Below are 26,289 nucleotides of genomic sequence, written 5' to 3' on the forward strand. Positions count from 1 at the left end.
CCAGTATCAACTGGTCGGTACGGCCCGGTCGGGGTCGGTCGCGCGAGGGTGCGCTGCCGTGCGGCTCAGGCCTTGCCGACCAGCTCGTAGCCGGCCTCGTCGACCGCGGCGCGCACGGCCTCCTCGTCCAGCGGGGCGGCGGAGACGACGGTGACCTCGCCGGCGGCGGCGACCGCCTTGACCGAGGTGACGCCGGGGATCCCGGAGATCTCGGCGGAGACGGAGCCCTCGCAGTGTCCGCAGCTCATGCCGCTCACCTTGTAGACGGTGGTGACGGAACCGGGGGTGTCGGTGTGGGCGGTCATGTCGTTACTCCTCATCGAGGCGTGTGGGTTCGGTGGGGGCCGCACGGGCCGCCACTTCTCCCAGAGTATACCCCTAGGGGGTATGACGTCATCTTCGGGTGGCCTCGGCGCGTCGGCGGTCGCCGGATACCGTGCGGGGAGACCGCCGGGGCGAGGGAGGGCGTATGCGCGCTGTGGTGTTCGAGCGGTTCGGCGAGCCGGCCGAGGTACGGCGGGTGCCGGACCCGGCGCCCGCCGAGCACGGCGTCGTCGTGCGGGTGGTGGCCACCGGGCTGTGCCGCAGCGACTGGCACGGCTGGCAGGGCCACGACCCCGGCATCACCCTCCCGCACGTCCCCGGGCACGAGCTGGCGGGCGTGGTGGAGGCCGTGGGCGCCCGGGTGACCGGCTGGCGGCCCGGCGACCGGGTCACCGTGCCCTTCGTCTGCGCCTGCGGCCGCTGCGCCGCCTGCGCGGCCGGCGACCAGCAGGTGTGCGAGCGGCAGACCCAGCCCGGCTTCACCCACTGGGGATCGTTCGCCGAGTACGTGGCCCTCGACCACGCCGACGTGAACCTCGTCGCCGTACCCGAGGAGATGGCCTTCGCGACGGCCGCCTCCCTCGGCTGCCGGTTCGCCACGGCGTTCCGCGCGGTGGTCCAGCAGGGCCGGGTCGCGGCGGGGGAGTGGGTCGCGGTGCACGGCTGCGGGGGCGTGGGCCTGTCGGCGGTGATGATCGCGGCGGCCTCGGGCGCCCGGGTCGTCGCGGTCGACGTCTCGCCCCGGGCCCTGGAACTGGCGCGCGGCTTCGGCGCGGTGGAGTGCGTGGGCGCCGCACGCGCCGGGGACACGGCGGCGGCCGTACGGGACCTCACCGGCGGCGGCGCCCACCTCTCCCTGGACGCCCTGGGCGCACCCGTCACCTGCGCCGCCTCCGTGAACTCGCTGCGCCGCCGCGGCCGTCACGTCCAGGTCGGCCTGCTGCCCTCGGCCGACGGCACCACGCCCGTGCCCATGGCCCGTGCCATCGCCCTGGAGCTGGAGCTGCTGGGCAGTCACGGCATGGCCGCCCACACCTACCCGGCGATGCTGGAACTGGTCCGCTCCGGCGCCCTGCGCCCCGACCTGCTGGTCACCTCCACGATCCCGCTGGCGGACGCGCCGGCCGCGCTGGCGGCGATGGGGACGGCGGCGGGCGCGGGCGTGACGGTCGTCGAGCCGTGACGGCCGCCGCGCCGCACTGAGCGCGACGCGCCGCGCGCTTGCGCCGGTGTACGCCTTTGCTGCACGCGTGTCACAAACGCCCCGTTCCTGTCACACATGTCGCGTGTACGCGGGCGTTGCGTCACACCCGGTCGACAGCCCCTGCCCGCCGTTCGTCCGCGTCGTTCACCGAGCAGACGCTTGATGATCGCCAGCGCTGCGCCCGGCTCCCCCGACGGCCGCCCGACGGCCGCCGCCGCGGCGCGCGCAGGGAGGTGCACGACATGACCGACCGCAGGCTCTGGTCGTACAAGGAGATCGCGGCGCACATCCATGTGCAGCCGGACACCGTCCGTTCCTACCGCAAGCACGGACTGCTGCCGCCGCCCGACCAGGTGGAGGGCGGCAAGCCCTACTGGTACGCCGACACCGTCCGGGCCTGGGTGGCCTCCCGTCCGCGCAACCGCGGCCGCCTCCAGGAGTGACACCCCCCGCCGCGCCCGCGGGCCACGGAAGTGGCCCGCGGGCACCCGGTGGACAGAAACTCGTCCGAATGTCCGGACAAAACATTGACAGGGCTTCGCGTACGGGACTAGAAAACCGGGGAGAGCCGGGAGAAGCCGGGAGGGCGGCCGCGCGCCGGGACCACCCGGGTGACGAAGGGAAGCCGATGGCGTACGACCTGATCACCATGGGGCGGATCGGCGTGGACCTGTACCCGCTGCAGACCGGGGTCCCGCTGTCCGAGGTGACCACCTTCGGGAAGTTCCTCGGCGGCTCCGCCACCAACGTCGCCGTCGCCGCCGCCCGCCTCGGCCGCCGTACCGCCGTGATCACCCGCACCGGCGACGACCCGTTCGGCACCTACCTGCACGAGGCGCTGCGCGGGTTCGGCGTCGACGACCGCTGGGTGACGCCCGTCCCCGGCCTGCCCACCCCGGTGACCTTCTGCGAGGTCTTCCCGCCGGACGACTTCCCGCTGTACTTCTACCGCCGCCCCAAGGCCCCGGACCTGGAGATCGACCCCCACCAGCTCGACCTCGCCGCGATCCGCGAGGCGCGCGTCTTCTGGGTCACCGGCACCGGTCTGAGCGAGGAGCCCAGCCGCACGGCCACCCTGAGCGCCCTCGCCCACCGGGCCAAGGCCGGCCACACGGTCTTCGACCTGGACTGGCGCCCGATGTTCTGGGCCGACCCGGACGCCGCCCGCCCCTTCTACGCCGAGGCCCTGCGCCACGCCACCGTCGCCGTCGGCAACCTGGACGAGGTGGAGGTCGCCACCGGCCACCGCGACCCGCACGCCGCCGCCCGCGCGCTGCTGGCCGCCGGGGCCGAGCTGGCCGTCGTCAAACAGGGACCCAAGGGCGTCCTCGCCGTCCACCGCGACGGCGACACTGCCGAGGTCCCGCCGCTGCCGGTGAACGTGCTGAACGGCCTCGGCGCCGGGGACGCCTTCGGCGGCTCGCTGTGCCACGGGCTGCTCGCCGGCTGGGACCTGGAGACCAGCATGCGCCACGCCAACGCCGCCGGTGCCATCGTCGCCTCCCGCCTGGAATGCTCCTCCGCGATGCCGACGCCCGCCGAGGTGGAGGCCGCCCTCGACGCGGGGGCGGTCCGGTGAGAGCGGGCAGGGTCGGCGGGGCCGACCACACGGTGCCGTACGAGGACGGCGGCGGGTCCGGGCGGACGACCCACGGCGGCCCCGGCGTCGAGGTCGATGTCGCCGAACTCGTCCGCATCCGCAGCCACCACCCCGAGGCGATCGCCGAGGCCGCCGCCCGCCGCGCGCGCCGGCCGCTGCTCGCCGAGGCCGGACGGCTGATGATCGTCGCCGCCGACCACCCGGCACGCGGCGCCCTCGGTGTCGGTGGCCGGCACCTGGCCATGGCCGACCGGGCCGACCTGCTGCGCCGGCTGTGCGTGGCGCTCGCCCGGCCCGGCGTCGACGGCGTCCTCGCCACCGCCGACGTCCTGGAGGACCTGCTGCTGCTCGGCGCCCTGGACGGCAAGGTCGTCATGGGTTCGATGAACCGTGGCGGCCTGGCCGGCGCCCGCTTCGAGCTGGACGACCGCTTCACCGGCCACCGCCCCGAGGACATCGAGCGGCTCGGCTTCGACGCCGGCAAGCTGCTGCTGCGCATCGACTACGACGACCCCGGCTCGCTCGCCACGCTGGAGGCCGCCGCCCGTGCCGTCGACGCGATGGCCGCGCGCCGGCTGCCGGTCTTCGTCGAGCCGTTCATCAGCCGCCGCGGCGGCGACGGCCGGCTGCGCAACGACCTGTCCGCCGACGCCGTGATCCGGTCGATCGCGATCGCCTCGGGCCTCGGCGGCAGTTCCGCCTACACCTGGCTGAAGGTGCCCGTCACCGACGACCCCGACGACATGCCCGCGGTGATGGCCGCCTCCACGCTGCCCGCCGTGCTGCTCGGCGGGGACGTCGGCGACGGCGACGACGACCGGGCCGCCGCGTTCGAGAAGTGGCGCGGCGCGCTGCGGCTGCCCACCGTGCGCGGCCTGATGGTCGGCCGTTCCCTGCTGTACCCGCCGGACGGCGACGTCGCCCGCGCCGTCGACGCGGCCGTCGCCCTGCTGCCGGGACGGCTGCCGTGACGACGACGGCCGTGACAGCTGACGTGACGACGGCTGCCGTGACGGCAATTCCCCGCCTCGCGCCCCGCGCTGCTTGTACGGTGCAGTCAGGGCCCGGTGCCACGGGTGAGGGAATCCCACCGAACGCCTCCGGCGCGGGAGGCCGCTTCGCCCTGGCAGGAGCGAAGTGCGAGCGACGACTCCCCGCCCGCTACGGCCCCGCGCCGGAGGTCCCCGCCACCGTTTCCGTCCCCCCGCGGACCCGCCCCATCCGCCCGTTTCCGCCCCGGTGTCCATTCCGACGCCCAAACGGCAGACAGAGTGTCGGGCGCGCCACCGGCCCCGGCCTGCTGGGATGGACCTGTGCCGCGATCGCGGTCCGACCGTCGCCGGTCCCGGCACACGAGCACTACCCACGGCACGTCTCGACCCGACGCCGCCATCTGCGAAGGAGTAACTGGGCATGACGAAGATCGTCAACCACTGGATCGGCGGCAAGACCGCCGAGGGCACGTCGGGCACCTACGGTCCGGTCACCGACCCGGCGAGCGGCGAGGTCACCACCAAGGTCGCCTTCGCGTCGGTGGAAGAGGTGGACGCGGCCGTCGCGGCGGCCCAGGACGCCTATCTCACCTGGGGCCAGTCGTCGCTGGCCCAGCGCACGTCGGTGATGTTCCGCTTCCGGGCGCTGCTGGACGAGCACCGCGACGAGATCGCCGAGCTGATCACCGCCGAGCACGGCAAGGTGCACTCCGACGCCCTCGGTGAGGTGGCCCGCGGCCTGGAGATCGTCGACCTGGCGTGCGGCATCAACGTCCAGCTCAAGGGCGAGCTGTCCACGCAGGTCGCCACCCGCGTCGACGTCTCCTCCATCCGCCAGCCGCTCGGTGTGGTCGCGGGCATCACCCCGTTCAACTTCCCGGCGATGGTGCCGATGTGGATGTTCCCCATCGCCATCGCCTGCGGCAACACCTTCGTGCTCAAGCCGAGCGAGAAGGACCCGTCGGCGTCGATGCGCATCGCCGAGCTGCTCGCCGAGGCCGGGCTGCCGGACGGCGTGTTCAACGTCGTGCACGGCGACAAGGTGGCCGTGGACCGGCTGCTGGAGCACCCGGACGTCAAGGCCGTGTCCTTCGTCGGCTCCACCCCGATCGCCCGCTACATCCACACCACGGCCGCCGCGAACGGCAAGCGGGTGCAGGCCCTCGGCGGCGCCAAGAACCACATGCTGGTCCTGCCCGACGCCGACCTCGACGCCGCCGCCGACGCGGCCGTCTCCGCCGCCTACGGCTCGGCCGGCGAGCGCTGCATGGCCATCTCCGCGGTCGTCGCGGTGGGCGCGATCGGCGACACGCTGGTGGAGAAGATCCGCGAGCGCGCCGAGAAGATCAAGATCGGCCCGGGCAACGACCCGGCGTCCGAGATGGGCCCGCTGATCACCAAGGCCCACCGCGACAAGGTCGCCTCCTACGTCGAGGGCGCCGCCGCCGACGGCTGCGAGGTCGTCCTGGACGGCACGGGCTACACCGTCGAGGGCTTCGAGGACGGCCACTGGATCGGCCTGTCGCTGCTGGACAAGGTGCCGACCAGCGCCAAGGCCTACCAGGACGAGATCTTCGGCCCCGTCCTGTGCGTGCTGCGCGCGGACACCTACGAGGAGGGCGTGGCCCTCATCAACGCCTCGCCGTTCGGCAACGGCACCGCGATCTTCACCCGGGACGGCGGCGCGGCCCGCCGCTTCCAGCTGGAGATCGAGGCCGGCATGGTCGGCGTGAACGTGCCGATCCCGGTCCCGGTGGGCTACCACTCCTTCGGCGGCTGGAAGGACTCCCTCTTCGGGGACCACCACATCTACGGCAACGACGGCACGCACTTCTACACCCGCGGCAAGGTCGTCACGACCCGCTGGCCCGACCCGTCCGACGCCCCGGCGGGCGTGGACCTGGGCTTCCCGCGCAACCACTGACACCCCCGCACGACACCGGTGCCCCGCGCCTTTCCAGGAGAGGAGCGGGGCACCCGCGTGTGGTCGGCGCCTTCGAAAGCCGTCCGGATACCGGACGGGCTGACATTTTTTTGACACGTTCGCTGCGGTTCCCGTTTACCACGGACGAAACGGATGACGAAGGGGTGGCCGCTGGATGACCTTGGAAATCAAGGTCACCTGTCGAAGAGTCTTGCTGGTACCGCCAACAGGACGTCACAGCCTGGGAAAGTGATGTCGCACACGGCCTTCCGCAAGTGCGAAATCCGAAGGTAACCGGCCATTGACGTGACGGTTTTCGTCGGGGTTCCATTCAGCGCCGGGAGTGGACGACACAGACGCAGACGATCCGCCGGAGGCGATAGCGCTCCCGCCCCCACCGCAGTCACACGAGTCGATCGGAACCGCCGCATGACCGACACGCTCCGCTCAGTCGAGAACGCCGTCCTGGAGACTGCTTCAGAGGCCCCCCGGAAGCTCAAGCGCTCGATCGGAGTGGTCGGCGGCACGCTGCTGACCCTGTCCTGCGTCACCCCCGCGTCCACGCTCTTCGTGATCGTGCCCGACCTGTTCTCCAGCCTCGGCACCGCGACCGCGCTGTGCATCGCCATCGGCGCCCTGCTCTGCATCCCGATCGCCTTCTGTTACTCCGAGCTCGGCACCCTCATCCCCAGCGCGGGCGGCGAGTACGCCATCGTCTCCACCCTGGCCGGACGGCTCGCCGGCTGGCTGGCCTTCGTGATGTCGCTCCTCGTAGTGATGATCGTCCCTCCGGTCATCGCGATGGGAACCGCCGACTACCTCGCCCCCATCGTCCACCTCGACCCGTCCATGACGGGCGCCGGCGTCATGATCGCGGCCACTCTGGCCGGCCTGCTGGACCTGCGGGCCAACGCCTGGATCACCGGCATCTTCCTGGTGCTGGAGGTCGTCGCCGCCGGTGTCGTCGCCCTGCTCGGCTTCAGCCACTCCCAGCGCGGCGCGGGCAGCCTCGTCAGCTCGCTGCGGGTGGCGGGCGACCACGCGCACGTCAGCCCGGTCACCGGGATGATGGTGCTGTCCGGGCTCGCCATCGCGCTCTTCGCCACCCAGGGCTTCTCCACCGCCATCTACCTCTCCGAGGAGCTGGAGAACCCGCGCCGCAACGTCGCCCGCACGGTCCTCGCGACGCTGGCCATCTCCAGCGTGGTCATCCTGGTGCCGGTCGTGGCGATCACCCTGGGCGCCGACGACCTGAACACCCTGAGCGGCGGCGACATCAGCAGCATGGTCATCGCCTGGAGCAACTCCGCCGTCGGCACCTTCGTCAGCCTGTGTGTCGCCCTCGCGATCATCAACGCGGGCATCGTCATGGTCATCCAGAACTCCCGCGTCCTGTTCGCCTCCGCCCGCGACAAGGCGTGGCCGTCGCCGGTCAACAACGCCCTGTCCAAGCTCGGCCGGTTCGGTTCCCCCTGGGTCGCCACCCTCGTCGTCGGCGTCCCCGGCGCCTTCCTCTGCTTCGTCAACCTGGACACGCTCTACGGCGTCACCGGCGTCGCCGTCACCGGCCTGTACCTGCTGGTCGCCGTCGCCTCGCTGCTCTCCCGCCGGGGCGCGCACGCCGGCCGGTCCGCCTGGCGGATGCGGCTGTGGCCGGCCATGCCGGTCCTGCTCATCGCCGTCCTGCTGTACATCCTGGTCGAGCAGGAGCCGTCGTACCTGATGTGGACCGGCGGCATCACCGCCGTCGCCACCCTCTACTGGGCCCTGTACCTGCGCCCGCGCCGCGACACCCGCTGGCTGGTGGCGATCCCGGAGGACGCCGAGAGCGCCGAGCACACCGAGATCCCCGCGCACACCGAGAACACGGCGGCCGCGACGGTCTGACCGGACCCGGCCCGCACGACGAGGCGGCGGCGTACCGCGACTGCGGTACGCCGCCGCCTCGCGTACTCCCCCGGGAGGGCACCGCCCTCGGCCCCCGGGCTGCCGCCGTTGTCAGCGGCACGCCGTACCGTTGACGCATGGATCTTCGCGGGCGCGTCCCGAGGGGCGTGCGAGGGCTGCTGCGCGGGCCCCGTCGGCTGCTGGCCGCCGGGGCCGCCCTGGTGGTGCTCGCCGGAGCCGGCACCTGGACGGCCGCCGCCGCCTCCGGCGACCCGGACCCGGTGCACCGCACCGACCAGGTGCTGGCCGTCGACGGGGTGCGCCTGGACACCTCCTGGTTCACCGCAGGCGCCCCGGGCCGCCGCCCCGCCGTCCTGCTGGGTCACGGCTTCGGCGGCAGCAAGGACGACGTACGGCAGCAGGCCGAGGACCTGGCCCGGGACGGCTACGCGGTGCTGACCTGGTCGGCCCGCGGCTTCGGCAGGTCGAGCGGCGAGATCGGGCTGAACGACCCACGCGGCGAGATCGCCGACGTGCGGGCGCTGATCGACTGGCTCGCCCGGCAGCCGCAGGTGCGGCTCGACAAGCCCGGCGACCCGCGCGTGGGCGTCGCCGGCGCCTCCTACGGCGGAGCCACCGCCCTGCTCGCCGCCGGCCACGACCAGCGGGTGGACGCCATCGCCCCGGCGATCACCTACTGGAACCTCGCCGACGCCCTGTTCCCCGGTGGCGTGTTCAAGAAGCTGTGGACCGGTGTCTTCTTCTCCACCGGCGGCGGCTGCGCCAAGTTCGAGCCCGAGCTGTGCCGGATGTACCAGCGCGTCGCCGAGACGGGCCGGCCGGACGCCGAAGCACGGCGGCTGCTCGAGCAGCGCTCCCCGTCCGCCGTCGCCGGCCGCATCAAGGTGCCCACCCTGCTGGTGCAGGGGCAGAGCGACTCCCTCTTCCCGCTCGGTCAGGCCGACGCCGCCGCGCGGGCCATCCGCGCCAACGGCGCCCCCGTCGACGTCGACTGGATCGCGGGCGGCCACGACGGCGGAGACCTGGAGGCGGGCCGCGTCCAGGGCCGGGTCACCGCCTGGTTCGACCGCTACCTCAAGGGCGGGAAGAGCACCGCCACCGGGCCCGCCTTCCGCGTCACCCGCACCGGAGGCGTCGACTCCACCGACGGCACCGCCCAGCTGCGCGGCGCGAGCGGCGACACCTACCCGGGCCTGCACGGCAGCCCGCGCGCCATCCCGCTGACCGGAGGCCCCCAGCGCGTCGACAACCCGGCCGGCGCCTCCCCGCCCGCCGTCTCCGCCCTGCCCGGCCTCGGCGGCGGCACCGGCCTCGCCCAGCTGTCCTCCCTCGGCCTCGGCGTCTCCCTCGACTTCCCCGGGCAGTACGCCGCCTTCGAGTCGGCCCCGCTGACCCGCGACCTGACGATCACCGGCTCCCCGACCGCCACCGTGCACCTCACCTCCACCAGCGACGACACCGTCCTGTTCGGCAAGGTCTACGACGTCGGGCCCGGCGCCGCCCGCCCCGTGCTGCCCGCCCAGCTCGTCGCCCCCGTCCGCGTGGAGGGCGCCCGGCGGGGCAAGGACGTCACCCTCACCCTCCCGGCGATCGACCACGAGGTGCAGCGCGGTCACCGGCTGCGCCTGGTCCTCGCCTCCACCGACCTCGCCTACGCCTCCCCGGCCGCCCCGGCGACGTACACCGTCTCCCTCAAGAGCGACCTGAGCGTGCCCACCGCGCCCGGGGTCACGACCGCCGCCACGCCGCTGCCGTCCTGGGTGTGGTGGCTGCCCCTCGCGGGCGCCGTCGCCGCCCTCGCCCTGCTGCTCACCGCCCGCCGCCCCACCTCCGCCCCGGCGCCCGACCCCGCCCTGGCCGACGTGCCGCTGCAGATCACCGGGCTGAGCAAGAAGTACGCGCGGGGCCAGAGCTACAGCGTGCGCGAGCTGTCCTTCCGCGTGGACAAGGGCCAGGTCCTCGGCCTGCTCGGGCCGAACGGCGCCGGGAAGACCACCACCCTGCGCATGCTGATGGGCCTGATCCGGCCCGACGGCGGGGAGATCCGGGTCTTCGGGCACGCGATCCGGCCCGGCGCGCCGGTGCTGTCCCGGGTCGGCGCGTTCGTGGAGGGCGCCGGCTTCCTGCCGCACCTGTCGGGCCGGGAGAACCTCGAGCTGTACTGGCGGGCCACCGGCCGCCCGCCCGGCGACGCCCACCTCGACGAGGCCCTGGAGATCGCCGGCCTGGGCGGCGCCCTCGACCGCGCCGTGCGCACCTACTCGCAGGGCATGCGCCAGCGCCTGGCCATCGCCCAGGCCATGCTCGGCCTGCCGGACCTGCTCATCCTGGACGAGCCGACCAACGGGCTCGACCCGCCCCAGATCCGCGAGATGCGCGAGGTGATGACCCGCTACGCGGCCGCCGGCCGCACGGTGATCGTCTCCAGCCATCTGCTGGCGGAGGTCGAGCAGACCTGCACCCACCTGGTGGTCATGGACCGCGGCCGGCTCGTCCAGGCCGGCGAGGTCGCCGAGATCACCGGTTCCGGCGACACCCTGCTCGTCGGCACCGCCGCCCCCGTGCAGGACGTGCTCGTGGAGAAGGTCGCCGCGCTGCCCGGCGTCGCCTCCGCGGTCCGCGCCGACACCGGACTCCTGGTGAGACTCGGCGCGGAGGGCACCGCGCAGGCCCTCGTCGCCGAGCTGGTCCGGCTCGACGTACCCGTGACGTCCGTCGGCCCGCACCGCCGCCTGGAGGACGCCTTCCTCACGCTGATCGGAGGTTCCGCATGAGCACGCTGACCGAGCGGGGCGCCACGGCCTCCGGCTACCGTCCCGGCCGTACCCTGCCGCTGCGGGTCGAGCTGGTCCGCCAGCTGCGGCGGCGCCGCACGCTCGTCATGGGCGCGATCCTCGCGCTGCTGCCGTTCGTGCTGGTCGTCGCCTTCGCCATCGGCGGCGACCCGGGCGGCCGCAACGGCCGGGTCACCCTGATGGACACGGCCACCGCGTCCGGCGCCAACTTCGCCGCCGTCAACCTGTTCGTCTCCGCGGGCTTCCTGCTGGTCGTCCCGGTCGCCCTGTTCTGCGGGGACACCGTCGCCTCGGAGGCGAGCTGGTCCTCCCTGCGCTATCTGCTGGCCGCGCCCGTGCCCCGCTCCCGGCTGCTGACGTCGAAGCTGCTCGTCGGGCTCGGCCTCAGCCTGGCCGCGATGGTGCTGCTGCCGCTCGTCGCCCTCGCCGTCGGCACCGCCGCGTACGGCTGGGGGCCGCTGCAGCTCCCCACCGGCGGCGCCCTCGACGCCGGCACGGCGGCGCAGCGGCTCGCGGTGGTCGTGGCCTACGTCTTCGTCTCCCAGCTGGTCACCGCGGCCCTCGCCTTCTGGCTCTCGACGCGGACCGACGCCCCGCTCGGCGCGGTCGGCGGCGCGGTCGGCCTGACCATCGTCGGCAACGTCCTCGACGCCGTCACCGCCCTCGGCCACTGGCGCGACTTCCTGCCGGCGCACTGGCAGTTCGCCTGGGCGGACGCCGTCCAGCCCCGCCCGGAGTGGTCCGGCATGATCCAGGGCAGTGCCGTGTCGGTCACGTACGCGCTGGTGCTGTTCGCGCTGGCCTACCGGGGCTTCGCCCGCAAGGACGTCGTCAGCTGACCCTGACCCTGACCCTGACCCTGACAGGGCCCTTGCTCGTGCCGCTTGCCCTGCCCCCGGACAGACGAACGGCGGGCCGCCGGGGGAAACCCGGTGACCCGCCGTCTCGCGGAGGCGATGCGTCCGGTCAGCCGTTCTCGGCGAGGACCGAGATGTCGTCGAGGACGTGCGACAGCGCGTCGTCGCCCTTCGCCTGCGTGGAGTTCTCGGCGCACTGCTGGTACTGCGGCGAGGACAGGACCGGGATGTCCTGAACACCGACGTTGACCAGGGCGAGGATGTTCTGGACATCGGCCTTGGCCGGCAGGCCGACACAGGGCTTGTTCAGCGAGCCCTGGACCAGCGAGAGCTGCGGGCTCTGGTCACCGAGCGTGGCCGAGTTGCCGAACTCCGACTTGGCGCCGTTGCCGCTGGCGGACCAGGTGCCGTCACCGTCACCGTGGGCGAGGGCCATGGGGGCGGTCGCCGCCGTCACACCGGCGAGCGTCGCGGTGAGAGCCGCGGTGGCCCACAGCTTCTTCATGTTCTTTTCCCTTCGAAAAAGCGGACTCCAGGGGAGGAGCTGCATGATCGTCAACGGTCGGGGGGCCGCCCGGGTTGCGGCTTGTGCCCCGATTGGAGTAGCGCACTCCGGTGCGGGTCGCGCGCCTCACCGGAAAACCCGGTGAGCTTTCCCCGGTACGACGAAGCAGCGAGCCGCCGGGGGAGCGGCGGCTCGCTGAGGGACCGGCGGGGCCGGCCCAGGACTCGACGGGGCGAGCCCGATGCCCGGGAGGGACCCGTCAGCCGTTCGAGGCGAGGACCGCGAGGTCGTCGAGGACGTGCGACAGCGAGTCGTCACCCTTGGCCTGCGTGGAGTTCTCCACGCACTGCTGGTTCTGCGGCGAGGACAGGATCGGGATGTCCTGGACGCCGACGTTGACCAGGGCGAGGATGTTCTGGACGTCGGCCTTGGCCGGCAGGCCGATGCAGGGCTTGTTGAAGGAGCCCTGGATCAGCGCGAGCTGCGGGCTCATGTTCCCGTAGGTGGCCGAGTTGCCGAACGACTGCTGAGCGCCGTTGCCGCTGGCGGACCAGGTGCCGTTGCCGTCGCCGTGCGCGAACGCCTGCGGCGCGACGGCAGCGGAGGCGCCGACGACGGAGGCGGCGACCGCGGCGGAAGCCAGTACCTTCTTGATCACTTGCTTGTCCCTTCTGAAGAAACCCCGTCACCGGAGCGTCCTGGTCAACTCCCCACGGCGGCCTTGGTTCCTGCCATTCACTCCGATGGCCCACACCGCGGAACCGGCCGGGCCCCCGGCCCCGCGCGGCTTTCCGTGAATTCCGCGCCGCCGAACGCGCCGATCGGGTGAAGACCCGCAACCATTCCGCCCGCGCCGGGTTGATGCGGAGGCAGGAACACGCGTCTTGGCCAGGTGCCAGGAAAGGAAAAGCGAAATGCTGAAGAAGGCAATGGCCGCGGTGGCGGTCGCCGCGTCGGTCGCCGGTGTCACGGCTGCGGCAGCCCCCCAGGCGCTTGCCACCGGCGACGGCAACTCCACGTGGTCCGCGAGCGGCAACGGCGCCCACGAGTCGTTCGGTAACAGCGTGACCAAGGGCAAGATGAGCCCGCAGGCCACCCTGGTCCAGGGCTCCCTCAACAAGCTCTGTGTCGGTCTGCCCGCCAAGGCGGACGTGCAGAACATCGTCGCCCTGGTCAACGTGGGCGTCCAGGACATCCCGGTCCTGTCCGCGCCGCAGTTCCAGGAGTGCGCCGAGAACTCCACCCAGGCCAAGGGCGACGACCCGGCGTCGCACATCCTGGACGACATCTCCGTCCTGGCCGCGAACGGCTGATCCACGCCGTACGCCTCGCGCACCGGCCGTCCGCACTCCTCGTGCGGGCGGCCGGGGCACGCTCCGGGCCCCTCGGCCGCCCGGTGCGTTCTCCCTTTGCCTGCAAACGGGTGCATACGGATACCTATGTGTTCATGTGACAAGGCGTTCGAGTGAATTACCCGGCGACACACGTTCCGTCGGTTCAGCGGATGTCTATCTCTCGTTCTGCAGCCTGCAGGTCATGGTGCGAGCCGTTCCGACTGCGCTCGCTCGGTTCTGCCCGAAAGGGCCGGCCGACACGGTGCATGACCGCAGAGAAGGGAAATTCCATGAAGAAGTGTGCCGCTGTCGTCGCCGGCCTGGTCCTGGCTCTCGGCGCTGCCGCCCCCGCGTTCGCCGACGGCGGCGCGTCGGCCGAGGGTGCCGCCGTCAACTCCCCGGGGTTCCTGTCCGGCAACGTCGTCCAGGTTCCGATCAACCTGCAGGCCAACGTCTGCGGCAACAGCATCAACGTGATCGGTCTGCTCAACCCGGCGTTCGGCAACGTCTGCGTCAACGACTGACGCTTCGGACATCTCATAGCCGCTCGGCTGTGACAGGGCCGGCCTTGGACCACGGCTTCACTGTGCCAAGGCCGGCCTTTTCCTACCTCTCCCAGCAGGAAGACCACGAGATTGCGACAGAGCCTGAGCAGGGGAATGGTCGCTGCCGCCGCCGCGACGAGCATTCTGTCCCTGTACGGAAGCCCCGCCCTCGCGGGCGCGGACGCGGCCGGGACGGCCCACAACTCGCCGGGCGCCCTGTCCGGCAACAGCGTCCAGGTCCCGGTCGAAGTGCCGCTGAACGCCTGCGGCAACACCATCGACGTCATCGCCGCCCTCGACCCCGCGTTCGGCAACTCCTGTGCCGACGCCGGGCACTCCCACGCCCCGCGCGCCCACACCAGGTCGTCCGACGACGACGGCTACGGCGACGACTTCCCCGGCGCCGGCGTGGGTCACGTCCCCGGCGGCGTCCATGTCCCGGACGTCCCGGGCGGAGTCCATGTCCCGGACGTCCCGGGCGCGGGCCACGGCCACTCGTCCGGTGGCGGGTACGGCGACACCTCCGGCGGGGGCTACGGCGACACCCCGGGCGGTGGGCACGACACGTCCGGCGGGGGCTACGGCGACACCCCGGGCGGAGATCACGACACCCCCGGCGGGGGCTACGGCGACACGCCCGGTGGCGGATACGGGGACCACTCGTCACCGCCGCACACCACGCCGCCGCCGCACACGAGCCCGCCGGTGACGACGCCGCCTCCCACGACGAAGCCGCCACACACGTCGCCCCCACCGCACACCTCGCCGCCCCCGCACACGTCTCCGCCGCCGCACACGAGTCCGCCGGTGACGACGCCGCCTCCCACGACGAAGCCGCCGCACACGTCGCCGCCTCCCACCACGAGGCCGCCGCACACGTCGCCGCCGCCCCACACCTCACCTCCGCACACGACGCCTCCGCCCCACACGACCCCGCCGTACAGCACTCCGCCCGGCGGGGAACACGGTGGGCACGGGCACCACGGGCATCACCACCCGAGCCTGCCCGACACCGGCAGCGCCGCCATGCTGGCCGCGTCCGGGGCCAGCGCCGCGCTGATCGCGGGCGGCGTGATCCTGTACCGACGGGGCCGTTCCGCGTCCCACCGATGACGCCTTCGGGCTCCGGCCCCGCACCCGCCCCCGGGTGCGGGGCCTTCCCATGCCCGGGCCCCGACCGTCACCTGTGCGGTGGAGCGCCTCACCCGGACGCGGCGGCACGGTGGCAGATCGTCCTCTCATATGACTGAGTGTCAGTAACTCACGGCGTGTCAGCCGGCTGCGGCCGGCGGCGCGGGAGTCGAGAGAGGAGCAGGCATGGCCCCACAGCAGCGACGCGCACGGTGCCGGCGGACGGCGGTCCTCGCGGCCGTGGTCGCCGCGTCGGCGGCCCTGGCCCCGGTCCCCGGCTTCGCCGCCGGCCCGGCCCGGGCCGGCGACCCGCCGGCTCCCGCACCGGTCACCTCGGCGCCACCGGCCGCGCCCGCACCGGCACCGTCCGCGGCGACCCCGCCCGGTACGGCGCCCACCGCGCCCACCGCGCCCGCCGCGCCCACCCCCGCCCCGTCCGGCGCGTCGAAGAGCCCCGAACCGGTCGCCCCGGCCTTCGGCGCCTACCTCGACTACGGGCCGCGCGGGGTGGCACGGATGGCCGCGCTCAGCCAGTGGCTGGGCGGCGCCGAGATCCGCGTCGGCCACACCTATCTGCCCGGCGACCGCTGGCGGAACATCGAGGGCCCGCCCGGCTTCCTCGACGTCTGGGCCGACTGGCGGCGGCAGCAGGCCGACCGGATGCTCGTGCTGAACGTGCCCATGCTGGAGCGCAACGAGGAGGGCGTCCCCGACGCGGAGGTCCGCCGGATGCTGCGGCAGGGCGCCGCCGGGCAGTACGACCACCACTTCCGCCGGCTCGCCGAGCGGCTGGTGCAGCTCCAGGTGCCGGACACGGTGATCGTGCTCGGCTGGGAGATGAACGGCATCACCTACACCCACCGCTGCGGCCCCGACCCCGCGGCCTGGAAGACGTACTGGCAGCGGATCGTCACCGCCATGCGGTCGGTGCCGGGGCAGCGCTTCCGCTTCGACTTCACCCCGAGCCGCGGCCGGGACGCCGTGCCCTGGACCGAGTGCTACCCCGGTGACGACACGGTCGACATCATCGGCATGGACGCCTACGACCAGCCGTCCGGGATGCCCTTCGCCGAGCAGGTGCGCGAACCCTACGGCCTCCAGGCGCACGTGGACTTCGCCAAGGCCCACCACAAGGCGATCTCGTTCCCGGAGTGGGGCCTGTTCCGCAACGGCGACAACCCGGAGTACATGCGCGGCATGCTCGCCTGGATGGCCGAGCACAAGCCGGTGTACAACACGCTGACCGACTACTGCCCGCACGGCGTCTGGCAGTGCTCCGGCAACCCGCGCGCCGCCCAGGTCTACCGGACGATCCTGTCCGGCCAGGGCCACCCGACCGCCCCGCAGCCGGCCAAGCCCACCACCCCGACCACGCCCGCCACCCCGGCCGAGCCCACCGTGCCGGCCACGCCGGTCACCCCCGAGCCCCCGACGACGCCGAAGCCGTCGAAGAGCTGCTCGCCGCTGGATCTCGGCGACTGGGTGGAGTACTGGCTCGGTGGGAAGCTGTGCGTCAAGGTCGACTGGTGGTCCCGCGGCCGATAGGGCCCGGCGTGGCGCCGCCGGAAGTCCCGCATCCGCCGGGGATCACCGGCGGCGCCGCAGCAGCTCCTTGGCGGCGCGCCGCGCGGTCACCCCGGCGAGCGCCGACGCCAGCAGCGGCGCGGTACGCCGGCGGGCCAGCAGCAGCCGCCGGCTGACCACCGGTTCGGGCCGCCAGTGCCGCTTGTACGGCTCGTCACCGCGCAGCAGGCTCAGCGTGCCGGGCCCGCGGGCCTGCCCGGCGCAGGCGTCCAGCAGCATCACGGCCACGTCGGCCTTGCGCTCGCGCAGGCAGGGATGGGCGCCGTACAGGTAACCGCCCGTCAGAAGCGGTGAGCACAGGGTCAGATCGACGGCCACCACCTCGCCGTCCAGCAGGAACTCGGTGACCACCGCGTCGCCCGAGCACACCATCGCCTGCGCCGCGCGCACCAGGTGGTCGCGGAACCGCGGCCGCAGATGCTCACCGGTCACCCCGCGGCCCTGCCACTGCAACCGGTGCAGCTCGAGCAGGCGCTCCACCGCCTCGGGCACCCGGTCCGGGTCCACGCTCCGGCGCCGCACCCCGAGCGCGTCGAGCTTGCGCAGCTTGGCCCGCACCCGCTGCTGCGCCTTCGCCGAGGGCAGCCGCGCCACCAGGTCGGCGAGCGGGACGGCCGGCAGCTCCAGGCACAGGGAGTCCTCCACCCGGCGCCGGGGGCCGGGCCAGCGGTCGTGGATGGCCTGCGCCGCGCCGCCGGGCCGTACCTCGCGCAGGTCGATCAGCGCGGTGCGGGCGGCGTTCGCGAGCAGCCCGGTCAGGGCGGTGAGCGCGGCGTCGGCGTGTTCGTCGTCCACCAGCACGTCGCCGTAGTCGGAGATCGCCCCGCCCAGCGGCACCAGCGCGGGCAGCGGCCGGTGCACGGCGGTCAGCGCGGCGGCGGCGACCAGGTCCGCGCCGTGCCGCACCAGCAGCAGCCGCAGCCGGCCCGGACGGCCGTACGACAGCCACCAGGAGTGCAGCCAGGGGTGGGTCTGGAACGGGGTCGCGGTGGAGCAGCGCCGGTGCAGCCGGGTCCAGGCCGGGCCGAGGGCGGCGAAGGCGGCCTCGTCGGTGACGACCTCGGTGGCGTACGCCGTCGGCGCCTGGGTGGGGAGCAGGGTCACAGCGTTCCCTGCGCGTCGGCGGCCAGGGCCGGGCTCGGCACGGACGCGGGGCGCGCACCGGCGGCGTCCTCGCCCTCGCGGCGCGGGCGGACCAGCAGCGCCAGCCCGCCGAGCAGGCCGCCCGCGCTCGCCCCCACCAGCGTGGTGAGCGCGGGGGAGGCCGAGGACGGCCCGGACGGCTTCAGCGCGCGGGCGAACTGCCGCAGTTCGACATGGGTGGTGCCCTTGTTGTCGTCGGCGTGCTTCGTCAGGGCGCGGGCGACGGCGTTGGCCATGTCGGCGGCCAGGGCGGGCCGGGAGGAGGTGGCCGTGACGGAGACCATGGGGGCGTCCGGGGACGTCGCCGTCTGCACGCTGCTCTGCAGCTCCGCCACCGGTACCCCGGCCCACACCTGGGCGTCGCCGAGCACCGCGAGCTGGGTGGCGACCCGGCCGTAGGCCTGCGCGAAGCCGAGCGCGGACGCGGGGTCCGCCTTGTCGGTGGGGACGGCGACGACGTAGGCGGTCGCCGTGTACTGAGCGGGCGTCAGCACGCCGTACGCCCCTCCGGCCAGGGCACCGGTCAGCGCGCCGGCCGCGAGCAGCGCCCACGGCGGCAGCGCCCGGGCCCGGGCGAGAAGGGGACGGCGGTGGGCGCGGGCGGGGGTGTCGGTCATGACGTGCCGGCTTTCTGCGCGGGTGCGGTGGTGCGTGACGGGGTGGAGGTGGCGGTGAGGGCGGCCGTGTAGACGTCCATGAGCCGGGCGGCGCTGCGGGCGATGGCGTAATGGCGGGCGGCCTCCGGGGCGGTGCGCGGGAGCGGCCCCCGGGCGCGTACCTCGGCGATCGCCGCGGCGAACTCCGCGGAGCCGCCCGTGACCCGGCGGGCGCCGGCCGCGGTGTGCGGGGGCAGGTCCTCCAGGGCCGGGCAGGAGGCGTACAGCACGGGCAGGCCCGAGGCGAGGCCCTCGACGACGGCCAGGCCGAACGCCTCCTCCGCGGACGGCGAGACCAGGACGTCCATCGCGCAGGCCAGCGCCGGCAGGTCGGGTCCCGGGCCGCCGTCGGGCAGGGCGGGCCGTTCGCCGGTGAACAGCACCCGGTCGGCGACCCCGGCCTCCTGTGCGGCGCGGCGCAGCGACGGCTCCTGCGGGCCGCCGCCCACCAGCAGCAGCCGGCAGTCGCCGGGCAGGCGGGCGACCGCGCGGATCAGCACGTCGAAACGTTTGCCGGGGGCGAGCCGCCCGATGCCGCCGACGACGTAGGCGTCCTCCGGCAGGCCCAGGTAGCGGCGGGTGTGCAGCCGGCGCAGGGGGTCGAAGCGGAAGCGGTCCGCGTCGATGCCGTTGGGGACGACGGCGACGCGGTCGGCGGGCACACCCCACCGCCCGAGCCGGGCGGCGACCGTCGGGGAGACGGCGACGGTCGCGGCGCCGAGGCGCTCACCGGCCAGGTACAGCGCGCGCACCCCGGTGGAGAGCGGACGGCCTTCCATCTGGGTGTCGCCGAGGGAGTGCTCGGTGGCGACGACCGCCCGCACCCCGGCCAGGCGGGCCGCGATCCTGCCGTACAGGCAGGCCCGGTACAGGTGGGTGTGGACGAGGTCGTAGCCGCCCGCGCGGATGACCTTCACCAGGCGGGGCAGCGCGGCCAGGTCGCGGTTGCCGGCCATGGCGAGGTCGATGACCCGCACCCCGTCGGCGACCAGCCCCGCGGCGACCGGGCCGGGGTTGGTCAGGGTGACGACGTCGCACGGGACGGGCAGATGCCGCAGCAGCAGCCGCAGTTGCTGCTCGGCGCCGCCGACACCGAGGCCGGTGATGATGTGCAGGGCCTTCATCGCGCTCCTTCCCGGCCCGAGGCCGGCGCACCAGGCGTACTCGCCGCACTCGCCCCACTCGTCCTGCTCGCCGCACCCGGCGCGAGCGGCCGGCGGCGCAGCCGGTGCAGCCGGTGTTTGAGGTAGAGCCGCACGGCGGTGTCGCGCTGGCCGACGTGGACGCGGGGCAGCGCGTGCGGCCCGGTCAGCGCGCCCGGGTCGATGGCGCAGGCGTAGCTGTACCCGGCGCCGCGCACGGCGGCCACCGCGCGGTCGTCGACGGCGCCGTAGGGGTAGCAGAAGCCGCGCACCTCCCGGCCGGTGACCTCGGTGAGCAGGGCGCGGCTCGCGGCGGTCTCGGCGTGCAGCGTCGCCTCGTCGGCACGGGTGAGGTCGACATGGGTCAGACCGTGCGAGCCGATCTCGACTCCGGCCGCCGCCGCCGCCCGCCGCACCCCGTCGGCGGTCAGCAGCGGCTTGCGCGGGCCGAGCGGATCCCAGGCGTTGTCGCCGCCGAGCCGGCCGGGCAGCACGAACAGGGTGGCGCCGAAGCCGAAGCGGCGCAGCAGCGGCAGCGCGTGGTCGACGAAGTCGGCGTACCCGTCGTCGAAGGTCAGCCCGACCAGGCCGCGCCCGGCGCCCTGGGCGCGGGCGGCGAGCAGGTCGGCCAGGGACACCCCGCGCAGCCCGTGCCGGCGCAGCCACCGGAACTGCGCGGCGAGCCGGTCGGGGGTGACGGTGATGCGGTAGGGGTCGTCCCGGCTCTCGTGCACCGAGTGGTACATCGCGACCCAGGGGAAGGGGCCCGGTCCGACGCGGACGCCCCGGGTGGAGTGCTCAACGGGTGCGGCCATGCGTGATCCTCCGTGTGACGGTTCCTACGGAGCGGAATACGGGGGCGCAGCCCTCGGCGCCCAGGACGAGACAGAGCAGGGCGAACACCCCCGTGACGGTGGCCGCGCCCGCGGCCAGACCCGCCACCGCGGACTCCGGGCGGCTCGCCGCGAACGCCCCGGCCGCCGCCGCGGCCACCGCCGCCGTGAGCGGCCGGACCAGCTCGCGCAGCACGCGCGGCACACGGACCGGGACGCCGAGGGCGCCGGCCCGCGCGAGCAGCAGCACGGCGGTGACGCTGATGCCGCAGGCGTTGGCCGCCGCGATGCCGCGCACCCCCCAGGGGCCCACGGTCGCCGCGCCCAGCCAGCAGGTCGCGGCGATCCCGGCGGCCATCGCGGCGAGGGGGTACCAGGTGGCGCGGCCCGCCGAGAAGTACGCGCGCACCAGCACGCCGACCAGGGTCTGGCCGAGCAGCCCGAGCGCGTACACCCGCATCACCCCGGCCGTCGCAGCCGTGTCGCGTGCGGTGAACGCGCCGCGCTGGAAGAGGAGTTCGACGATCTGCGGGGCGCAGGCCCAGGCGACCGCGGTGCCGAGCAGCACCAGGCAGGTGGCCAGCGCCAGGTCCCGCTCCACCCGGCCGCGGGCCCGCTCGGTGTCGCCGTCGGCCAGCGCGCGGGCCACCACCGGGAAGGTGACCGTGCACAGCATCACCGACAGCGTCATCGGGATCTGCGCGACCTTCTGCGCGTAGTTCAGGTGCGAGATCGCCCCGGCCGGAAGGGCGGAGCCCAGGTACCGCTCGATCAGCACCTGCGACTGCCGGCACAGCGCGAACAGCAGCACGCTGCCGAACAGCGCCAGCGCCACCGGCTGCGCCCCGGGCACCTGCCCGGCAGCCGTCGGCGGAACGCTGTGCCGCCGCAACTGCCGTACCAGCGACGGAAGTTGTACGGCGACCATGAGGCAGCCGCCGACCGCGACACCGGCCGCGGCGGCCCGCACCCCGAGCCGCCCGCCGAGCAGCGGCATCACGGTGATGATGCCCGCGTTGTACGCCACGTAGATCGCCGCCGGGGCGGTGAAGCGGCGGTGCGCCCGCAGCAGGGCGCTGCCGTACCCGGCGAGCCCGAAACTGAGCACGCAGGTCGCCGTGAGCCGGGTGCAGTCCGCGGCGAGCGCGGCGTCGGGCAGGCCGGGGGCGAGGACCTCCACGACGTAGGGCGCGGTCGCGATCAGCAGCGCGCCGGTCGCGGCGAAGGCGAGCGCGAGGCGGGGCAGGGTCGCGGCGAGCAGCGCGCGCACCGGGTCGCCCGGCGCGCCCTGGGCCCGCCGCGCCAGCGCCCCGCTGAACGCCGGCACCAGCGCGAACGCCAGCCCGTCCTCGATGAGCAGGGTCGCCGCGAACTCCGGCACGGTCCAGGCGACCAGGAACGCGTCCGTGCCGCTCCCGGCGCCGAACAGCCGCGCCAGCGCCTGGTCCCGCACCAGCCCGAGCAGCGCCCCGGCGACGGAGAGCGCGGCCGTGACGAGCGCGGCCCGGGCCAGGAAACGGGGCGAGGCGGGGGTGAGGTGGTCGGCGGGAGAGCCATGGGGCGCGGTCGCGGGCGGCGGCAGGGAAACGGCGGGCGGCGGCAGGGGGACGGCGGGCGCCGGTGGGCGGGCCTCAGCGGCCGGGGCCGGCGGACCGGTGCGCGGGGTACCGGGAGGGGTGACCGTCATCGCGGCGGCTCCCCTCGCCCGGAGGGCTGCGTCAGCGCCCACCACGCTGTCAGGCCCAGGCACACCGCGGTCAGCACCGTCGAGGGGCCGCCGATGTCGGCGTACGCGAAGTCGACGAGCTGCCACAGCAGCAATCCGCAGGCGATCAGCGCGCAGTCGAGGGCGGGGTCCGCGTGCCGCCGGGTGCGCACCAGTCCGCGCAGGGCGCACACCAGCAGCGCCAGCCAGCTGCCGGCCAGGGCGAGCAGGCCGACGAGACCCTGTTCGCTCAGCACCAGCAGGTACATGTTGTGCGGGGACAGCAGCGGCTGCCGGCGGTACGCCGCGCCCGCGCCCTCGGTGTCGCTGCCCGAGGACAGCGCGAGGGAGGCGTGCGCGTCGCGGTGCTCGGGGAAGCCCTTCAACCCGACGCCGGTCAGCGGCTGTTCGCGCCACATGTCCACGGCGGCCGCCCACAGGGTGTACCGGTCGGTCACCGACTGGTCCGGCGCGTCCGTGACCCGCGTGATGCTGTCGATCCGCTCCTGCAGCATCGCCGAGCCGACACCGAGCCCGCCCACCAGGACCACGCCCGCCGCCACCACGGCCGCCGCGACCTTCAGCGCCCGCCGCACCCCGCCCAGCACCAGCTGTACGGCGCAGGTCACGGCGGTCGCGATCCACGCGCCGCGGCTGAAGGACACCGCGAGCGGCAGCAGCAGGGCCACGGCGCACACGGCGGCGGCCGTGCGGCGCCGTACGTCCGCGTGACCGAGCGCGAGACCGACGGCGGTCACCAGACCGAGGGAGACCACGGTCGCCATGCCCATCACGTCCTGCGGGCCGAACGTGCCGACGGCGCGGACGTCCTCGCCCTGGTAGGAGGCGCCGGTGGCGGTGACGAACTGCTGCACACCCACCGCCCCCTGCCACAGCGCGAGCCCGATCAGCGCCCAGGCGAGCAGCCGCGCGTCGCGCCGGTCCCGGACGGTGAGCAGCACCGCCGCCGGGACCAGGACGAAGATCTGGAGGTAGCGGCCGAGACCGCTGATCCCGGCCCCGGCCGAGGCCGCGTGCAGCGCCGCGAGCGACACCCCGGCCACCGGCAGCGCGAGCACCACCGCCGCCGTACGGGACAGGGGGCGCCGCCGCTGCCGCAGCAGCCGTACGACGCACACCAGGACCACCAGCGCGGACACCGCGTCGGCGGGGCCCGCGCCGCCCTCGGCGTCCGGGTTCTGCGGCAGGGCGAGCAGGGCGAGCACGGCCACCACCGCCCACACCGGCGACTTCGGCGGGCGCAGCGGCTGCGGCAGGGCGAGGCTCATGGGGCGTCAGCTCCCGCTGGGGCGCAGCAGCGCGGCCGCGGTGCGCAGCAGGATGCACACGTCCTGCCACAGCGACCAGTTGTCGATGTAGGCGTTGTCGAAGCGGGCCCGGTCCTCGATGGAGGTGTCGCCGCGCAGCCCGTTGATCTGGGCGAGCCCGGTCAGACCGGCCGGCATGCGGTGACGGGCGGCGTAGCCGGGGTGGGTCTGGCTGAACCGGGCGACGAAGTAGGGGCGTTCGGGGCGCGGCCCGACGAGGCTCATATCGCCGCGGAAGACGTTCCACAGCTGGGGCAGCTCGTCGAGGGAGGTGCGGCGCAGCACACGGCAGAACGGGCTCATCCGGCCGTCACCGGCCACGCTCCAGCGGGTGGCGGCCTCGTGCGCGTCGACGGGCCGGTGGGTGCGGAACTTCAGCAGTGTGAAGGGCCGCCCGTCCTTGCCGATCCGCTCCTGCCGGAACAGCACCCCCGGTCCGCCGGTGATCCGCAGCACGGCCGCGCACACCAGCAGCACCGGACCGGCCGGCACCAGCAGCGCCGCCGCGACGGCGACGTCCAGCAGCCGCTTGCCCGGGCTGGTCCTGGGCGCGCCCAGAGGGAGCCGGCGGCAGGCGAACCCGGCGAGCTGGTCCCGGGAGGCGTACGAGGGGCAGTCCGCGTCGAGTTCCCACACCGTGCAGCCCGACTCGGCCAGCGCCCGCAGCAGCGGCCCCTGCGCCGAGCGCAGCGCCGGGTGGACGGCGAGGACGTCCCGTACGCCGTTCTGGAGCAGCGCCCGCCGCACCTCCTCACCGGTGGTGAGCACGGGCAGGCCGTCGGCGCCCTCGGGGTGTTCGGCGACCACGCCCACCGGGCGCACCCCGCAGCGCGGGTGGCGGAGCACCGCCGCCGCCACCCGCTGCGCGGCGGGCGCCGGGCCGACCACCAGGGCCGGGCGGGGACGGCGCAGCAGCGCGGCTCGGCGCCGCCAGTGCACGGCGGCGCGGGCCGCGCAGGCGGCCACCGACTGCGCGGCCACGCCGAGCAGCAGCGCGCGGGCGGACAGCGCGTGCTCCGGACGGTACGCGGCGACGGCGGCGGCGAGCGCCAGCCAGCCCACCGCGATCCGCCCGCAGACGGCGGGCAGTTCGTCCAGCACGCCGGTCACCGGCCGTGCGGCGCGCGGGCGCAGCAGCAGTGTCACCGCGAGGAGGGCGGCGGCCGTCAGGGGGTGGTGGTGCGCCCCGGTGAGGGCGAGCGCGCCGGTCAGCGCGGCGAGCGCGTCGGCGGCGAGCAGCGGCAGCGGCGAGGCGGGCCGCGCGGGCGGCCGGCGCAGCGGGAACCGGAAGCCGTCGGCGGGCCGGGGCCTGACCGCGACGGGCGCGTACGGCTGCGCGCCGGGCGGGGGAACGGTGCTTTCCGCGGTCACGAGTGGATGGACTCCCTGCACTCGGAGGGCACGACGCGGGGTGCGGGCCGGCCGTCGAGCAGCGCGCGGTAGACGTCCGCGATCGCCTCGGCGGTGTGCCGCACGTCGTGCGTGGACAGGACGTGACGGCGTCCCAGCCGGCCGAGCGACGCGCGCAGCGACGCGTCGCGCAACAGCGCGGTGACGGCGCCGGCCAGGGCCGCCGGGTCCGCGGGGGGCACCGGCCCGGGTCCGGCGAGGGCGGGCGGCAGGCTCTCACGGGCGCCGTCCACGTCGGTGACCACCACCGGCCGTTCGCAGGCCATGGCCTCCAGCGGAGCCAGCGCCATGCCCTCCCAGCGCGAGGGCAGCACCACCAGGTCGGCGGCCCGGTACCAGGGCAGGGGGTCGGCGACGGCGCCGGGGAACAGCACGGACCGCGGGGCGCGGGCACGTAAGGACGCCCCTGCGGGCCCGTCGCCGACCAACGCCAGCCGGGCGTCGGGTACGTCACGGACGACGGCGTCCCATGCGTCGAGCAGGACGTCCTGCCCCTTCTGCCGGCACAGCCGTCCCACGCACACCACGAGCGGGCCCCCCGCCGGCGCTCCCGGCAGCAGCGCGGCCCGTGCGGGGCGGGCGTCGCCCGGTCGGAAGCGGTCGGGGTCGATGCCGTTGGGCACGACGGACCAGCGCCCGCGCACCCCGGCGCGTACACCCCGCGCGCGCTCCGCCTCGCTCACGCACACCACCCGGGACGCCCAGCGCGCCCCCCATCGCTCCCAGGCCAGCGAGAGCGCACCCACCGGCCCGCCCACCGCCTCGAAGGACCAGGCGTGCGGCTGGAACACCGTCGGGATTCGCCCGCGCACGGCCAGCCGTCCGGCCAGCCCGGCCTTCGCGCTGTGCAGATGGAGCACGTCCGGGCGTACGTCCTCCAGCAGCCGGGCAAGACGCCGTACCTCCGGACCGAGACCGGGGCCGGGCGAACGGGTCGCGGGCCAGGGCCGCACGTTCGCGCCCAGGGCGCGCAGTACGGGGGTGAGGGGGCCGTCGGGGCAGGCCACCACGACGTCGAGGCCGGCGCCGAGCTGGGCGCGCGCCAGGTCGCTCACGACCCGGGCGACCCCGCCGTCCACGGGCTGCGTGACATGCAGGACCCGGGCCCGAGGGGCGGTGGCTTGCTGGTGCATGGCGCGGTTTCCTCGCTCACGGATGGTCCTCGTCACGGGCGGGAACGCGTCTGTTGCCGGCCGTCGACGGCGACGAAGAGCGCGTCGGCCCCCGCCCCGTCCCGCTGGGAAACGAGCCGGCGGGCCGGCTGGTCACCACCGCGCCGCAACCCCTTGGCCAGATCGAACGCATGGGCGGTCCTGTTCGCACAGGTGGTCGGAGGACGCCCCCGCCGGGGGACCCCCGGCGGGGGCCT

General features: G+C 74.7%; 23 protein-coding genes and 1 pseudogene. 13 read left to right on the top strand and 11 right to left on the bottom strand.

Annotated elements, in window-relative coordinates:
- Nucleotides 1-65: 65 nt before the first annotated feature.
- Nucleotides 66-305, bottom strand: coding sequence for a heavy-metal-associated domain-containing protein (locus AB0E88_RS03450; RefSeq protein ID WP_361623025.1), 240 nt, complete (start codon nucleotides 303-305; stop codon nucleotides 66-68).
- Between the two features lie 164 nt (nucleotides 306-469).
- Here AB0E88_RS03450 and AB0E88_RS03455 point away from each other — a divergent pair, with 164 nt between their 5' ends.
- The 9 genes and pseudogenes from AB0E88_RS03455 to AB0E88_RS03495 all read left to right on the top strand — a co-directional run bounded on the left by AB0E88_RS03455 (nucleotide 470) and on the right by AB0E88_RS03495 (nucleotide 11,586).
- Nucleotides 470-1,507: a zinc-dependent alcohol dehydrogenase family protein gene (locus AB0E88_RS03455; protein ID WP_361623028.1), complete on the top strand. Its 1,038-nt coding sequence runs from the start codon at nucleotides 470-472 to the stop codon at nucleotides 1,505-1,507.
- A 263-nt stretch (nucleotides 1,508-1,770) separates the two neighbouring features.
- Nucleotides 1,771-1,971 carry a MerR family transcriptional regulator gene (locus AB0E88_RS03460; protein WP_361623031.1) on the top strand — a complete coding sequence of 67 codons (201 nt, stop codon included), beginning with the start codon at nucleotides 1,771-1,773 and terminating at the stop codon, nucleotides 1,969-1,971.
- 185 nt (nucleotides 1,972-2,156) lie between these two features.
- Entirely contained in the window at nucleotides 2,157-3,107 is a 951-nt protein-coding gene (iolC, locus tag AB0E88_RS03465) for a 5-dehydro-2-deoxygluconokinase (protein ID WP_361623034.1), read from the top strand.
- Complete coding sequence (locus AB0E88_RS03470) at nucleotides 3,104-4,099, top strand: deoxyribose-phosphate aldolase (RefSeq protein ID WP_361623037.1); 996 nt, start codon at nucleotides 3,104-3,106, stop codon at nucleotides 4,097-4,099. Before iolC ends, AB0E88_RS03470 begins: the two co-directional genes overlap by 4 nt.
- Before the next feature lie 125 nt (nucleotides 4,100-4,224).
- Nucleotides 4,225-4,314, top strand: a pseudogene (locus AB0E88_RS03475) (5-deoxy-glucuronate isomerase); the annotation flags it as partial.
- Between the two features lie 227 nt (nucleotides 4,315-4,541).
- Nucleotides 4,542-6,044, top strand: a complete 1,503-nt coding sequence (mmsA, locus tag AB0E88_RS03480; protein ID WP_361623040.1) for a CoA-acylating methylmalonate-semialdehyde dehydrogenase — start codon at nucleotides 4,542-4,544, stop codon at nucleotides 6,042-6,044.
- A gap of 429 nt (nucleotides 6,045-6,473) precedes the next feature.
- Nucleotides 6,474-7,931 (top strand): APC family permease, encoded by a 1,458-nt coding sequence (locus AB0E88_RS03485; RefSeq protein WP_361623043.1) that lies wholly within the window; start codon nucleotides 6,474-6,476, stop codon nucleotides 7,929-7,931.
- Nucleotides 7,932-8,068: 137 nt separating this feature from the next.
- Nucleotides 8,069-10,726 (top strand): CocE/NonD family hydrolase, encoded by a 2,658-nt coding sequence (locus AB0E88_RS03490; protein ID WP_361623046.1) that lies wholly within the window; start codon nucleotides 8,069-8,071, stop codon nucleotides 10,724-10,726.
- Nucleotides 10,723-11,586: an ABC transporter permease gene (locus AB0E88_RS03495; protein WP_361623049.1), complete on the top strand. Its 864-nt coding sequence runs from the start codon at nucleotides 10,723-10,725 to the stop codon at nucleotides 11,584-11,586. The genes AB0E88_RS03490 and AB0E88_RS03495 overlap by 4 nt, the downstream gene beginning before the upstream one ends.
- 127 nt (nucleotides 11,587-11,713) lie before the next feature.
- Here AB0E88_RS03495 and AB0E88_RS03500 read toward each other — a convergent pair whose 3' ends face one another.
- Nucleotides 11,714-12,109: a rodlin gene (locus AB0E88_RS03500; protein ID WP_361623052.1), complete on the bottom strand. Its 396-nt coding sequence runs from the start codon at nucleotides 12,107-12,109 to the stop codon at nucleotides 11,714-11,716.
- A 259-nt stretch (nucleotides 12,110-12,368) separates the two neighbouring features.
- Nucleotides 12,369-12,767: a rodlin gene (locus tag AB0E88_RS03505; protein ID WP_361623055.1), complete on the bottom strand. Its 399-nt coding sequence runs from the start codon at nucleotides 12,765-12,767 to the stop codon at nucleotides 12,369-12,371.
- A 256-nt stretch (nucleotides 12,768-13,023) separates the two neighbouring features.
- Here AB0E88_RS03505 and AB0E88_RS03510 point away from each other — a divergent pair, with 256 nt between their 5' ends.
- The 4 genes from AB0E88_RS03510 (at nucleotide 13,024) to AB0E88_RS03525 (ending at nucleotide 16,664) form a co-directional block, all read left to right on the top strand.
- Entirely contained in the window at nucleotides 13,024-13,422 is a 399-nt protein-coding gene (locus AB0E88_RS03510) for a rodlin (RefSeq protein WP_361623058.1), read from the top strand.
- Nucleotides 13,423-13,733: 311 nt separating this feature from the next.
- Nucleotides 13,734-13,967, top strand: coding sequence for a chaplin (locus AB0E88_RS03515; protein WP_361623061.1), 234 nt, complete (start codon nucleotides 13,734-13,736; stop codon nucleotides 13,965-13,967).
- 135 nt (nucleotides 13,968-14,102) lie between these two features.
- Nucleotides 14,103-15,101: a chaplin gene (locus tag AB0E88_RS03520; protein WP_361623064.1), complete on the top strand. Its 999-nt coding sequence runs from the start codon at nucleotides 14,103-14,105 to the stop codon at nucleotides 15,099-15,101.
- Nucleotides 15,102-15,305: 204 nt separating this feature from the next.
- The gene (locus AB0E88_RS03525; protein ID WP_361623067.1) at nucleotides 15,306-16,664 is read left to right on the top strand and encodes a glycosyl hydrolase; all 1,359 of its coding nucleotides are present in this window, start codon (nucleotides 15,306-15,308) and stop codon (nucleotides 16,662-16,664) included.
- Nucleotides 16,665-16,706: 42 nt separating this feature from the next.
- On the opposite strand, the gene AB0E88_RS03530 is transcribed toward AB0E88_RS03525, so the two are convergent.
- Genes AB0E88_RS03530 through AB0E88_RS03565 form a run of 8 tightly spaced genes read right to left on the bottom strand, consistent with a single transcriptional unit; the run spans nucleotide 16,707 to nucleotide 26,053 of the window.
- The gene (locus tag AB0E88_RS03530) at nucleotides 16,707-17,807 is read right to left on the bottom strand and encodes a GNAT family N-acetyltransferase (RefSeq protein ID WP_361623070.1); all 1,101 of its coding nucleotides are present in this window, start codon (nucleotides 17,805-17,807) and stop codon (nucleotides 16,707-16,709) included.
- Entirely contained in the window at nucleotides 17,804-18,463 is a 660-nt protein-coding gene (locus tag AB0E88_RS03535) for a lipopolysaccharide biosynthesis protein (protein ID WP_361623073.1), read from the bottom strand. The genes AB0E88_RS03530 and AB0E88_RS03535 overlap by 4 nt, the downstream gene beginning before the upstream one ends.
- Nucleotides 18,460-19,626 carry a glycosyltransferase gene (locus AB0E88_RS03540; protein ID WP_361623076.1) on the bottom strand — a complete coding sequence of 389 codons (1,167 nt, stop codon included), beginning with the start codon at nucleotides 19,624-19,626 and terminating at the stop codon, nucleotides 18,460-18,462. Before AB0E88_RS03540 ends, AB0E88_RS03535 begins: the two co-directional genes overlap by 4 nt.
- Entirely contained in the window at nucleotides 19,623-20,459 is an 837-nt protein-coding gene (locus AB0E88_RS03545; RefSeq protein ID WP_361623079.1) for a polysaccharide deacetylase family protein, read from the bottom strand. The genes AB0E88_RS03540 and AB0E88_RS03545 overlap by 4 nt, the downstream gene beginning before the upstream one ends.
- On the bottom strand, nucleotides 20,443-22,164 hold the full coding sequence (locus tag AB0E88_RS03550) for a lipid II flippase MurJ (RefSeq protein ID WP_361623082.1): 1,722 nt from the start codon (nucleotides 22,162-22,164) through the stop codon (nucleotides 20,443-20,445). The genes AB0E88_RS03545 and AB0E88_RS03550 overlap by 17 nt, the downstream gene beginning before the upstream one ends.
- Nucleotides 22,161-23,471, bottom strand: a complete 1,311-nt coding sequence (locus tag AB0E88_RS03555; protein ID WP_361623085.1) for an O-antigen ligase family protein — start codon at nucleotides 23,469-23,471, stop codon at nucleotides 22,161-22,163. Before AB0E88_RS03555 ends, AB0E88_RS03550 begins: the two co-directional genes overlap by 4 nt.
- Nucleotides 23,472-23,477: 6 nt before the next feature.
- Nucleotides 23,478-24,881, bottom strand: coding sequence for an exopolysaccharide biosynthesis polyprenyl glycosylphosphotransferase (locus AB0E88_RS03560; RefSeq protein ID WP_361623088.1), 1,404 nt, complete (start codon nucleotides 24,879-24,881; stop codon nucleotides 23,478-23,480).
- Complete coding sequence (locus tag AB0E88_RS03565; RefSeq protein WP_361623091.1) at nucleotides 24,878-26,053, bottom strand: glycosyltransferase; 1,176 nt, start codon at nucleotides 26,051-26,053, stop codon at nucleotides 24,878-24,880. The genes AB0E88_RS03560 and AB0E88_RS03565 overlap by 4 nt, the downstream gene beginning before the upstream one ends.
- Nucleotides 26,054-26,289 lie beyond the last annotated feature (236 nt).

Origin of the sequence: Streptomyces sp. NPDC028635 (genome assembly GCF_040637635.1) — a bacterium.
In the GTDB taxonomy this organism is placed as follows: Bacteria; Actinomycetota; Actinomycetes; order Streptomycetales; family Streptomycetaceae; genus Streptomyces.

Excerpts from the sequence above, each read along its gene's own strand:
- AB0E88_RS03520 (WP_361623064.1), top strand. The coding sequence starts at position 14,103 with ATGGTCGCTGCCGCCGCCGCGACGAGCATTCTGTCCCTGTACGGAAGC.
- AB0E88_RS03545 (WP_361623079.1), bottom strand. The coding sequence starts at position 20,459 with ATGGCCGCACCCGTTGAGCACTCCACCCGGGGCGTCCGCGTCGGACCG.
- mmsA (WP_361623040.1), top strand. The coding sequence starts at position 4,542 with ATGACGAAGATCGTCAACCACTGGATCGGCGGCAAGACCGCCGAGGGC.
- AB0E88_RS03485 (WP_361623043.1), top strand. The coding sequence starts at position 6,474 with ATGACCGACACGCTCCGCTCAGTCGAGAACGCCGTCCTGGAGACTGCT.
- AB0E88_RS03495 (WP_361623049.1), top strand. The coding sequence starts at position 10,723 with ATGAGCACGCTGACCGAGCGGGGCGCCACGGCCTCCGGCTACCGTCCC.
- AB0E88_RS03565 (WP_361623091.1), bottom strand. The coding sequence starts at position 26,053 with ATGCACCAGCAAGCCACCGCCCCTCGGGCCCGGGTCCTGCATGTCACG.
- AB0E88_RS03550 (WP_361623082.1), bottom strand. The coding sequence starts at position 22,164 with ATGACGGTCACCCCTCCCGGTACCCCGCGCACCGGTCCGCCGGCCCCG.
- AB0E88_RS03450 (WP_361623025.1), bottom strand. The coding sequence starts at position 305 with ATGACCGCCCACACCGACACCCCCGGTTCCGTCACCACCGTCTACAAG.
- AB0E88_RS03490 (WP_361623046.1), top strand. The coding sequence starts at position 8,069 with ATGGATCTTCGCGGGCGCGTCCCGAGGGGCGTGCGAGGGCTGCTGCGC.
- iolC (WP_361623034.1), top strand. The coding sequence starts at position 2,157 with ATGGCGTACGACCTGATCACCATGGGGCGGATCGGCGTGGACCTGTAC.
- AB0E88_RS03535 (WP_361623073.1), bottom strand. The coding sequence starts at position 18,463 with ATGACCGACACCCCCGCCCGCGCCCACCGCCGTCCCCTTCTCGCCCGG.
- AB0E88_RS03555 (WP_361623085.1), bottom strand. The coding sequence starts at position 23,471 with ATGAGCCTCGCCCTGCCGCAGCCGCTGCGCCCGCCGAAGTCGCCGGTG.
- AB0E88_RS03525 (WP_361623067.1), top strand. The coding sequence starts at position 15,306 with ATGGCCCCACAGCAGCGACGCGCACGGTGCCGGCGGACGGCGGTCCTC.
- AB0E88_RS03455 (WP_361623028.1), top strand. The coding sequence starts at position 470 with ATGCGCGCTGTGGTGTTCGAGCGGTTCGGCGAGCCGGCCGAGGTACGG.
- AB0E88_RS03460 (WP_361623031.1), top strand. The coding sequence starts at position 1,771 with ATGACCGACCGCAGGCTCTGGTCGTACAAGGAGATCGCGGCGCACATC.
- AB0E88_RS03510 (WP_361623058.1), top strand. The coding sequence starts at position 13,024 with ATGCTGAAGAAGGCAATGGCCGCGGTGGCGGTCGCCGCGTCGGTCGCC.
- AB0E88_RS03515 (WP_361623061.1), top strand. The coding sequence starts at position 13,734 with ATGAAGAAGTGTGCCGCTGTCGTCGCCGGCCTGGTCCTGGCTCTCGGC.
- AB0E88_RS03500 (WP_361623052.1), bottom strand. The coding sequence starts at position 12,109 with ATGAAGAAGCTGTGGGCCACCGCGGCTCTCACCGCGACGCTCGCCGGT.
- AB0E88_RS03540 (WP_361623076.1), bottom strand. The coding sequence starts at position 19,626 with ATGAAGGCCCTGCACATCATCACCGGCCTCGGTGTCGGCGGCGCCGAG.